The sequence below is a fragment of the Polaromonas sp. P3_C2 genome, assembly GCF_056402675.1.
Window position 1 is genome coordinate 1 of sequence record NZ_JBFUGX010000220.1, and the last position, 6,256, is coordinate 6,256.

Annotated in this window: 7 protein-coding genes; 1 reads left to right on the forward strand and 6 read right to left on the reverse strand. The window is 64.1% G+C overall.

Translation table 11 applies throughout. The features are described from left to right. The first annotated feature begins 304 nt into the window (after positions 1 to 304). On the forward strand, positions 305 to 802 hold the full coding sequence (locus tag AC1DWI_RS11025; protein ID WP_477668637.1) for a hypothetical protein: 498 nt from the start codon (positions 305 to 307) through the stop codon (positions 800 to 802). A 34-nt stretch (positions 803 to 836) separates the two neighbouring features. On the opposite strand, the gene AC1DWI_RS11030 is transcribed toward AC1DWI_RS11025, so the two are convergent. From AC1DWI_RS11030 to AC1DWI_RS11055, 6 genes are all read right to left on the reverse strand, one after another. Beyond that, positions 837 to 2,171, reverse strand: coding sequence for an esterase/lipase family protein (locus AC1DWI_RS11030; protein WP_477724832.1), 1,335 nt, complete (start codon positions 2,169 to 2,171; stop codon positions 837 to 839). 171 nt (positions 2,172 to 2,342) lie between these two features. Continuing rightward, entirely contained in the window at positions 2,343 to 3,578 is a 1,236-nt protein-coding gene (locus AC1DWI_RS11035; RefSeq protein ID WP_477668639.1) for a serine hydrolase domain-containing protein, read from the reverse strand. Positions 3,579 to 3,907: 329 nt separating this feature from the next. Beyond that, entirely contained in the window at positions 3,908 to 4,285 is a 378-nt protein-coding gene (locus tag AC1DWI_RS11040) for a response regulator (protein ID WP_477668640.1), read from the reverse strand. Between the two features lie 110 nt (positions 4,286 to 4,395). Beyond that, a complete protein-coding gene (locus tag AC1DWI_RS11045; protein ID WP_477668641.1) occupies positions 4,396 to 5,262 on the reverse strand; it encodes a pseudouridine synthase in 867 nt (288 codons plus the stop codon). An 83-nt stretch (positions 5,263 to 5,345) separates the two neighbouring features. Further along, on the reverse strand, positions 5,346 to 6,050 hold the full coding sequence (kdpE, locus tag AC1DWI_RS11050) for a two-component system response regulator KdpE (protein ID WP_477668642.1): 705 nt from the start codon (positions 6,048 to 6,050) through the stop codon (positions 5,346 to 5,348). A 19-nt stretch (positions 6,051 to 6,069) separates the two neighbouring features. Then, positions 6,070 to 6,256: ATP-binding protein (locus AC1DWI_RS11055; protein ID WP_477724833.1), on the reverse strand; the 187-nt coding region annotated here is incomplete at its 5' end.

Here is a 6,256-nt window from a genome sequence, read left to right on the forward strand (position 1 = left end):
CCTCCGCTCCACGGAGAGCCCGTGTGAGTTGATGGCTGCGTCAAAACTCAGAACGTCTGAGCTCGGGGCCGCGGCAGCCCTCGGAAAACTCAAAAATTGACAAATCGATGGGTTCGCTCGGCAATAATTTGATGAAACAATCAAAAACAAGCTGAAATTTGCTGAAAAACCGAATAAACCGGTAAATAAGTCACACATTTGCTGGCATTAATGTCTTGCATCACTTTTATCAATTTAGTTACTATTGAGGCGTACTTAATCACTTCACAGGTTCAGCTCCGTGTCCTCCTGCAGCACCTACCCAATGTCTTTCAGCCGCCTCATGGCGCTGTCGGCGCTGCTGGTGGCCATGTTCTGCATACCGCAGAGTTCACGAGCTGGCGAGATGCTGAGTGTTGACAAACCCCAGGCCAGCACAAAGCTGGATTTCGCCATCGTCATTCCGGCTGTGCTTCGTATCCTGGAAAACAGCCACCCGGCAGCCCTGCTTTCTGCCGACACCACGGGATCCCTCATTTCCGCCACACAGCGCATGGTGCTGGTATCGACCCTGGGCAAGGGCTTCTGCATGGATTTGCAGCTCAACCAGCAGCAAGTAGCGGGCTGGCAGCTGAACGTCAGCGGCAGCGCGGGCACACGCGTCGAGGCAGCCGACGGCGGCTACCGGGTTTGTGCACTGCGTCCCGGCCGTTTTGAATTGGCACTGCAACACGCCTTCAGCCTGAAGGAACGCAAACCCGGCGCAGACGCCTTGGCCTCCAACTTCAGCTGGCCCGTCAGTGTGAGCCTGGTCACCCCCTGACCAGATTGCGTAAAACCCCCGGCCGCCAGGAAGGCTAACGGCCCAGCCATTGCACCAGCTGGCGCGTCACCTCGGGGCGGCCCAGCAATTCCATGTGATTCATGCCTTGTGCCACCCACTGGTTTTCCGGCGCAAACGCCAGCGTGCGGGCCGCCTCTTCATGCAGGCCCAGGGCGCTTTCCAGCGACACCAGCCCATCGCCCACCATCTTGCGCGCCAGTGCCTCCCTGACCGGAACCAGGGGGCCGCGGCCGGCTGAAAGCGTGGTGGCGGCGACCGCATAACAATCCACGCCCGCGGGCAGGGGCACGACCTCCCGCACGTCTGGGCCACGTTCAAAACGCCCCGCCTGCCGCCAGTCGGCTTCCAGCACGTTGCCGTGGCGCAAGTCAGTGATGCCGGCACTGCGCACCTGGCCGATCCTGGCAAAGGGCCGTGTCACCAGGTTGCTGCCCAGCACGCCGTCGACCCAGCTGCCCAACCGCTCCAGCGGCGCGCCGTGATGGGGTGTTCCCAAAAATACCATGGCCTTGAGCTGCTGCAGCCAGCTGTGGCCCGTCTGGGCTGCGTGGTGGYAGGCGCTGCGCGCAACCAGGCCGCCCATGCTGTGCACCAGCAGCGTCACGTCCTGCGCCGGTTGCGGCCAGGCTTTGACCAGTTGCTGCAACAGGCCGGCCAATTGCTCGCCGTTGGCCGAGGTATGCAGCCCCGTGTTGTAGTGCAGGTACACCGGCGTGTAACCCAGCTCGCGCGCAAGCTGGCCGCCATGGCCCTGCGGCAGCGCGCTGTTGCCGCACCACTGCAGGTCATTCATGCACAGCCCGTGAACCATCACCAGGATTTTTCCCGTCGCTTGCGGCAGCCGCGCGGCCAGCGCCTGTGGGTCCAGCACCAGCGGCTGGCCTTCATGGCGCAAGCTCATGCGGATCGCCAACGGATTGGCGGTGTCCAGCAGCAGGTCACCCAGCACGCCGTTCAGGGCCGAAAGCATGGCCTCGCGCTGCGGTGAAGAAGCCTGCGCGCCGGCCAGCGGCGCTGCGCGCGACAACACCGCATTGGCCGCCCCGCCTGCCAGCCGCGTGACGCCCCTGATGCTGCCGTAGACCCAGCCCGTGATGCCGGAAGGCCTGACGCCGCTGCTTCCCGGCGCGCTGTCGACGAACCTTGAACCCAGCAGGCCAAACGGTGCGGCCACGGCTTTGTACACATTGCCCTGCACGGTTTCTGCCAGTCCCGTGACGCCCAACGTTGCCTGCGTGGCAAGCTGGGCCAGCCCCTGGATGTCGGAAACATGCAGCCAGGTGGGCAACAGCTTCGATGAAGAAGTGGAAGTGCCTGCTACGGTGTCTGTCGGGCCTGGTGTGCGCATGCCACGATTGTGGGGGCAAGAGCGTGCGCGCGCCAGCGATACCGCATGGCGGGCGTTTTGTAAGTAAAAATGCCGGCTGGCCTTTATGGGCGGGCGCAAGCAGCTACCAATTTAATAGCACGTCCGTGAGAACCCTTATCACCGGCAGAATCCTGCCAGCCCTTCAGCGCCTTACTTGCAAAGGTGCAGCAACTCCGTCGGTGCAGCCGTTTCAACACCCACGGGGTTGGGTGTAACCACCGGCACAGGCTCGGGCGCGCCCGGGTTCAGCACGTTGTGGATGCGCGCCGCAAGCGCAAAGCGTGGATACGCGGCGTCGCCCACCGTATTGCTGCCGTTGGCCAGCAACACCACGTCATAGCCGCTACCGTAGCCCGCATCGACCGATGCAAAACTGACCGTCTGCCCGCCGGCACCATAACTGCCTGGCCCGCCCAGCGCGGTCAGGCCCATGCCGATGGGCGCAGATTCTCCGTCGGCCAGGCGCGCCGGTGTGCGCATCAGCACAAGGCTGTCGGCCGACACGATGGCGCCGCTTCTCAGTGCGCCGTTCCATCGCACCATGTCGGACGCGGTGGACACCACGCCGCCTGTCGCGTCGAAGCCCGAGTTGAGGTCGGGGCACACCAGCCATCGGTCACCCGGCTTCACGCGGTAGTAGCCGCGCGCAGCCTCAGGCCGCGGCTGCGGCCCCAGCAGATAGGAAGCCGACATGCCTGCAAGCTGGAACAGCAGCTGCGTGAAGGCCGTCTCCAGCGGTTGCCCGCTGGCGCGCTCGATCACGCGGCCCAGCAGGATATAGCCGGCATTCGAATAGTCGTAGGCCGTGCCCGGCGGTGCATAGAGACCGCGCGCATTGAGGTTGGCAAAAAACGTCTCCCTGGGAATGGGCGGCTCCTGCAGCACGGCCGGCACGCTGCCCACCAGCAGGTCATCGGGGTCTTTTTTGGCACCAGGAATGCCGGCCACCATCTGCATGACCTGGGCGATGGTGGGGTCCGGCCGGTAACGCAGCTCGGGGATCCAGTGCGACAGCGGGTCGGCCAGCGAGATTTTTTTCTGTTCCTGCAGCTTCAGCAATGCCGCCGCAGTGAGCTGCTTGGTGACCGAGCCGATCTTCACCGGCGTGGAGGACGTCATGGGCACGCCGGCACGCAGGTCGGCCGCGCCATAGCCGCGTGCATAGAGCACCGTGCCGGCCTTGCCCACCGCCAGTTGAAGGCCTGGCAACACACCCGGAACATATTCGGCGACCAGCGCGTCGATTTGCCCAGCCACCGCGGGCGGTATCGCCGGCCGCTCAACCTGGGCCTGCGACGCGCAGGCACCCAGTGCCAGACAGCAGGCCGCCACTCTGTGGGCCAGCGGACGCTTTGAAAATCCCTCGACAGGATGGCAGGTGTGCATCTGTGTATCCCTCCATGGTTGGACCTGGGCCCGTTATGGCGTTATCAGGCCCTAGCTTACTTCTGTTGGAGGACTACTTCCGCTGGAAGCGGTTTTGCAGAAAAACCGGTACGTCCATTGCCCGTGAAACATGACGGCCTGCTTTCGCTACGGCTGGACGCTGAACGATGGGAGGCGGGTCAATTCCAGCTGTGCGGACATCTTCGGATTTCGGCAAGACAGGGATCGCATCAGCAGCATGCGCATCGTTGAYGACACCCATCCCCTGCTGCGCCAGGAGGTGGGTGACAAATACGCGCCTGATTCCGCCTGGGGCCTGTTAACGAGCCCTAGTGCAGGGTCGTTTGTTCCTGGCAATAGTCAAACAGGCCCTCTAGCTCACTGGATTTGTCGAACACCGCATCGGCCCCGAGTTCGGCGGCGCGCCTGCGGATTTCATCCGTCGCATAGTTGCTCAGGACAACCACCTTCTGGTAGGGCTCACGGTTGCGGCAGCCTGCGAGAACGCCCAGCCCGCTGCCTTCTTTCAGGAAAAGATCCACGATGGCCAGATGCCACTCGCCGTCGTGAAGTTTCAGCCAGCGGGTGGCCTCGGTCTGGGTGGCGCCGTGGCCCGTTACCTGGACAGCGGCAATCTCCTTGAGCGCCTCTATCAGGTTCTCAAGAACGATTTCGTTGTCTTCTACCAGGTAAGTAATTAGTGCCATACAACCCACTTTAGGCTTTGGCCTACGGGAAACTGCCATCCGTTGACRCGCATCCGGGTAGGACAGAGGGACGCACGGCCCACAGGACGGTCAGAGCCTGACAGGGCAGACTAGAAGTGCTCGTGCGGCGCCAGGTAGCGCCATTGGCCGACCGGCAGGTGGCCCAGATTGACATTGCCGATGCGCACGCGCTTCAGGCCGGTAACAAAGAGGCCCACCTGCTCGCACATGCGGCGAATCTGGCGCTTTTTGCCTTCCTTGAGCACAAAACGCAGCTGCTCGGGGTTTTGCCATGACACCTTTGCGGGCTTGAGTGCCTGGCCATCCAGGCTCAGGCCGTGATTCAGCAGCGCCAGCTTTTCACGCGGGAACAAAGCCTGCACGTTGGCCGTTTCGTCCCCTTTTTCGGTTCTGTAGCTGACGCGCACCAGATACTCTTTTTCGATCTCCGAGTCTTCGCCGATGAGCTGGCGCGCCACGCGGCCGTCCTGCGTCAGCACCAGCAACCCGATGGAGTCAATGTCCAGCCGCCCGGCCGGCGCCAGGCCGCGCAACTGCTCATGGCCCCAGCGCATGCGGCTGTTGCATTCGCGCCAGCGGTTTTGCGGCTGCACCAGCACCACGGCCGGCTCATGCCCGTCTTCGGCCTGGCCGCTGACATAACCGACCGGCTTGTTGATCAGGATGGTGACCTGCTGGCGCTGCTGCTGCTCGGCCTGGCGGTCAATCTCGATGCGTGCATCCACGGCCACCGGTTGCCCCATGACGGCCGGTGCACCGTTCACACGCACCCAGCCGCGGGCGATCCAGTCATCGGCCTCCCGGCGCGAGCACAAGCCCAGCTCGGCCATGCGCTTGTTCAGCCGCATGGTGGGGGCCGGTGCGCCTGGTGCGGGTGCCGGGGCGGCGGTTTTCGGAATTCGCACGGCCGCACCCACGGGTTTCGGAGCCGGGCCGGGTTTGAGAGGTTCTGTCATTTGCTATATATTTTATAGCTGCTTGCGCGCGTCAATCGTGGTCTGCAGCCATATTTGTCATTCAATACGGGCGGAAAGCGCCGTCAGGCCACCCAAAGGCGATAACCCACAGCCGTTTCCGTGAGCAAGTGTTTGGGCTGCGCCGGATCGGCCTCAAGCTTCTGGCGCAGGTGGCCCATGTAGATGCGCAGGTAGTGATTTTGCCCGGCATGGGCGGGGCCCCACACCTCGCGCAATAGCTGGCGGTGGGTCAGCACCCGCCCGGCGTTGGTCATCAACACGGTGAGCAGGCGGTATTCAATAGGCGTGAGGTGCACCTCCACACCGCCGCGGCGCACCAGCCGCGCCTGGCGGTCCACCACCACATCGCCAAAGGTAAAAAGCGGCTCGTCAGGCGTTCCGTCAGCACTGGCAGCGCGCGGGCGGCGCAGGTTGGCACGCACACGGGCCAGCAGCTCGCCCACGCCGAAGGGCTTGGTCAGGTAGTCGTCGGCGCCGGCGTCCAGCGCGGCAATTTTGTCGGCCTCGTCGGCGCGCGCCGACAGCACCACAATCGGCACGGCCGACCAGCCGCGCACGTCGCGAATCACCTCCAGCCCGTCGCCGTCGGGCAAGCCCAGGTCCAACACCAGCAGGTCGGGCTTGCGGGTGCCGGCCTCGGTCAGCCCGCGCTTGCCGGTGTCCGCCTCGAAGACCTGCCAGCCTTCGGCTTCCAGCGCCGCGCGCACAAAGCGGCGTATCTGCGGCTCGTCTTCAATCACAACGGCAACGGGTGCGGGGTGGGACATGGGTAAAGAAGAAGAAAGGTCAGGCGGTTTCGGGCAGGCCATGCGGCGGCGGGCGGCGCGGCAGGGTGATGGTGAATTCTGCACCACCGCCCGGCGCATTGGCGGCCGTGATTTGCCCGCGGTGCGCCTGCACCACTGCCTGACAGATGGCCAGGCCCAGCCCCACGCCCGGCGTGGCCGACTCGGCCTCGCCGCGCGTGAACTTC

Coding starts and splice junctions, on each gene's coding strand:
- AC1DWI_RS11025 (WP_477668637.1), top strand. CDS start 305: ATGTCTTTCAGCCGCCTCATGGCGCTGTCGGCGCTGCTGGTGGCCATG.
- AC1DWI_RS11035 (WP_477668639.1), bottom strand. CDS start 3,578: ATGCACACCTGCCATCCTGTCGAGGGATTTTCAAAGCGTCCGCTGGCC.
- AC1DWI_RS11040 (WP_477668640.1), bottom strand. CDS start 4,285: ATGGCACTAATTACTTACCTGGTAGAAGACAACGAAATCGTTCTTGAG.
- AC1DWI_RS11045 (WP_477668641.1), bottom strand. CDS start 5,262: ATGACAGAACCTCTCAAACCCGGCCCGGCTCCGAAACCCGTGGGTGCG.
- kdpE (WP_477668642.1), bottom strand. CDS start 6,050: ATGTCCCACCCCGCACCCGTTGCCGTTGTGATTGAAGACGAGCCGCAG.